We start from the raw sequence: 4,417 nt of genomic DNA on the forward strand, positions 1-4,417 counted from the left end.
GGCATACGTGCATCACCTATTCGTAGAAAAATACAACGATAGGCGATTTTTAAAGTTTATGTACTAGCACAACCCCCAAGTATTAGGGTTCGTCCAGTAGGATCAGCAAGTTCACCCTGAGCAGACCGAAGAAGATTCGTATTATCACGTAACCCAGGGCGCAAAACCGGCTTACCATCAATAAAACTGAGCCGATAAGCTCGTGGGTTGCGCAATGCACTATGGCGTTCAAGTATCTGGAAAAAATCAAGCACGGTACTGCGCCAGATCGCCATTGAAGGAGTGTCATCAAGAAGGAGCACTACTCGAAAACGTGGCTCAGCACGTGGACGCATCACTGGTAGCCACACACGAGTATCAGCAATCCACTGTACAGTTTGAGTTTCGTCTAACTCTTGTGATGTATGTGAGGAAATTCGTAGAAAAAGTGAACGCAACCCTCGCATTAATCCAGTACGATCTGGTAATACTGGTGCATGCGGGGTGCGAAAATCTAGCCCCATCCCTTCTCTTGATGGAGGTGGACTCGCATAAAGTCCAGCAGCAGGCTGGGGTACCTGAGATTGGTATTTTTGCTCAGCAACCGCTGAATACAAGCTAGGTGATTTTATAGTTGAATTAGACGTTGAATTTCTTTCATTATCTAGCAGATTGGATGATACTGAGGATATTGATGGTTCTCTATCAGTTTCAGGAATAGGGGTATCAGATAACCTATTCGAGGGTATCAGATACCGCACAAGGTAGAGGGCATCGGCAATGTCCTCTGCGGTAATCCCGGGTAGACAGAGCCGTATCTGTTCGATAAACTGGTCAAGACTCATGGGTTACTCAACGACTTCCAAACGGCTTCGACTAACGCTGGGCGGCTAAGAGGATCAACATTTTGCGTGACGAGGTAGACGGCATTGAGAAGCTGATCTGTCGAAAGATCGGTCTGTTCACGACGTTGTAAGAATGCCTTAATCAATGGCTCGACACGAACAAATAGATCATCGTCGGGATACTGTTCAAGGTATGTACTAAAGTGAGATCGAATAATCGCACGTAGTTCATCTAGACCAGGTGGTTGAATGGTTAGACGGAGGCAACGACGTAGGAACGCAGGAGGAAAGTCACGTTCACCATTGCTGGTAAAGATGACAAGCGGGAAATTCTTGCATTGGACAATACCACCGTGAATCACAACCTTATCACCATCCCAAGTCTCTACCTCTTCAGAGTGATCTTTACCCAATCGAGAGAGTTCGCGAATCTCATATTCCCCCTCCTCGAAAACATGGAGAAGATCGTTAGGAAGATCCACATCACTCTTATCAAGCTCGTCTACCAGCAACACACGAGGAATATGTTGTGACAAGAGCGCAGTGCCTAATGGCCCCAAACGGATATATTTGCCAAGTTTAGGTGGCGAGGGTTGGGACATGTTTGGATTCTGATACAAACTCGCATCTTGAAGACGCCCAATTGCATCATAGTCATAGAGTCCTTCACGCAAGGTTGAACGTGTGGTAATGGGCCAACGGAGTACATCACCCAACTTTAATTCAGTTGCTACTGCATAGGCCAGAGAAGACTTACCAGTACCGGGCTTACCAGTAACCAACAGGGGACGACGAAGAAGTAGCGCCGCATTTACGAGTTCGATCTCAGCGGATACCATACTACCATCGTACTGCCGGGTCTGATAGGTTTCACCACGATTTTTACTGGGATTACCAAACATCCGCCAGCTTGGTGGCGGCGGTAAATCCTTGATACCATCATGGGGTGTACCACCTGTAAAGCGCCATGTTGTATCACTCATCAGGTTATTCTCACTTATAGTTGATCATTGCGATACACGATTGAGGGCGGGATACATTCAGGGTTGTCCCAAAGCAGAGTAAGTGCATGCCCAATATGATCCTCAGTTTGAGCATTGAGACGTTGCTTTTGTACCATGTGCGGAATCTGCTGTACATCCTGTTCAGCTATCGCATCCCGAAGATTGGCTGCTATTTGGGTCGCATTACTGCAACCATGACGAGTCAAAAGAACTGCTGGCAAGCCAAGATCAAGCCCCAGGTCAAGCAGATCCATGAGATCATCTAACTCAGCAAATGTAAATGCTGTAAGGAGCAAAATAACCTTCTCCTCACTACTGCGTAAAACGCGCTCGATATGATCGAGACAATACCTCTCTCGGTCATCTACCATAATCATGGCTTGATCAAGTCTCTGGACTTGCAGTACTTGAAGATGTTGCCAGCGTTGTTGCCAGCGCAGGAGTCGTTGTGCATCTTGTTGATGATATTCGATTCGATCAAGTGAGCGCACCACGACAGGATAGATAGCTCCAACTGGACGCTCACGCATTTTGCGCATGCCCGTCTGGATTGGCCACTGATCAACCTCGTAGGGTAGAAGTTCTAGTGGTAGCAGAAACTCAACCCACAGCTTATCAGTGGTGGACGATACCATTTGCTGCGCCTGTTGTGCTAATTGAGTAAACCGAGTCAACGCTGTGGCTAATGTCCCTGATTCACGTGTTGCGAGAGGGCGTGCTACATCTGGAAAGAGCCAAGCATCAAGAAAGACTTGAACGGTTGTCGGCTGACTAATGTCGGGGGTAACAACTCCAGGTGCCAATGTTATCTTAATTTGCAAGATATGCGGTATAGGATCAGAGGAAATCAATAGGCGTGGTTGGAGACTTAAACGCTTAGTGATCTGCTGCTCCCAATGAATGAGGTCTGCTTCTATTGAACACACCTGGCGCGGATACGTATCGCCCAAGAGGCGTACAAACTCAATCAGTGGGTGCAGGGCTTCAGGCATTCGGATCTGAGCTGTCGCAAGTTGCTGGATGATCAAGCGGATTGTATCAGCGACATCACGCCCTGTCGGACGATTCCATGCGGCAGATGGACGAACTTTTCCGTAAAGATAATCGAGATCGCTTTCTCCCAAATGTACATGAGCGACTAATCGCTGCAAATCCAAAATCTCGTGACGTGTCACAAGTGTAAGCAGACCCAACTCACCTAGTAATTTATCTAGGGATGTAAGAGCCTGTGTATGTTGTGCATCCCAAAAAGTAAGCTCAAGACAGAGCGTTGTAAGATCAGGAATGTCAGTCAATTGTAACTGATGAATGCTTGGACAAGCCAAAAGATGATCCGCCAATCGAACGAGATGATCACGCTGAATGTGATGTACCCAACGGTGTAGATACTGTTCGAGCGTACTCCGTATCTGGAGATCCTCTGTCTGCCACAAGCGTCCGTCACTCAGGCGCGAGAAGAGAACTGGCATCCACCAATCAATACGTTGAGATGTCACAGCCGCTCTACGACCAGTAGCTACTGCCACATCAATTGGTTCATCATTGGTGATCGCTTGTAATAATGCCTGAGTAAAGATTCTGCTGGTCTCAAAGCTCAAATTGCCCTGCATTGCTATCACCGCAGGAACACCAACATCCCCAAATATCGTAGCCAAATTCGTCGCTATCTCAGGGTTCGCACTCTGACAAGAAACTAATATAACAAGACGTGGTAAGACTGTCAATTGCGCTAGTTCTTTTGCTAATACTTGACCATCCAATGGATATGTTTTTCCATTATCTTCTTCAAGGTAAAGGAAAGATCTTTCATTAATCACACGCCCATACGCCACAAGATAAAGAATATCAATGCCAGAACGTAAGACTTTTATCAAATGATCAAAAGTAGTACGCACTTCTGCTCTACCCAGTAATGTAAGATCAAGACTACCCATAGTAGTTTGAGCAACATCCAAATAGTCGCTGGCATTGAATGGACTCAAATTCCACCTATCTGTATAATCAGGTGCAGCAACCGCTGCCAATACACGAACTATTCGGCGCGGGCTATGATGAACTGTTCGCCTAGATGCACTACTCAAAAAGCGGCTGAAGCAAATCCGTCCAGTGGTAGCTAGTGGAACTTTAGTCTCTGGATGACATAGTTTTTCCCAATGTAATCTATGAAGTTCAAGTGCATAGCGGTCAAGAGCGAGACTGAAATGTAGATAGGTATCCAAAGTCTCTACTGAAATAAGTTCAGCATCTAATTCTGACAATATTGTTTTATTAAATAATACTTCACCTAATATTACACCATAATTTATATCATTATCACTGTGCTCTAAGAGTTTTTTTTGCACTATATCATCACATACAAACTGTACTGATGTTTTTTCTCTCATGGTTCCATCAGTACGATATATACGCAGATGAATTTGATACGTAGATTCCGACTCCATAAACGGTGTAATATTCAATTCAAATCGAGTGTATATTTGCATAGAAAATCAAACCTCAATATCACTATTATTTAGTATATCAAAAATATTCATCTATGAGTTTCAATCCCAACTGAGAGCATCCATAGTTACGTAGCTAAATTTCACC

The 4,417-nt window shown here is 45.1% G+C and carries 2 protein-coding genes; both read right to left on the reverse strand.

Features of this window, described 5'->3' with window-relative positions; genetic code table 11:
• Positions 1-820 precede the first annotated feature (820 nt).
• A complete protein-coding gene (locus EKD03_RS17470) occupies positions 821-1,807 on the reverse strand; it encodes an AAA family ATPase (RefSeq protein ID WP_129633626.1) in 987 nt (328 codons plus the stop codon).
• Between the two features lie 14 nt (positions 1,808-1,821).
• Positions 1,822-4,311 carry a VMAP-C domain-containing protein gene (locus tag EKD03_RS17475; protein WP_129633628.1) on the reverse strand — a complete coding sequence of 830 codons (2,490 nt, stop codon included), beginning with the start codon at positions 4,309-4,311 and terminating at the stop codon, positions 1,822-1,824.
• Positions 4,312-4,417 lie beyond the last annotated feature (106 nt).

Source organism: Candidatus Oscillochloris fontis (genome assembly GCF_004138135.1).
In the GTDB taxonomy this organism is placed as follows: domain Bacteria; phylum Chloroflexota; class Chloroflexia; order Chloroflexales; family Chloroflexaceae; genus Oscillochloris; species Oscillochloris fontis.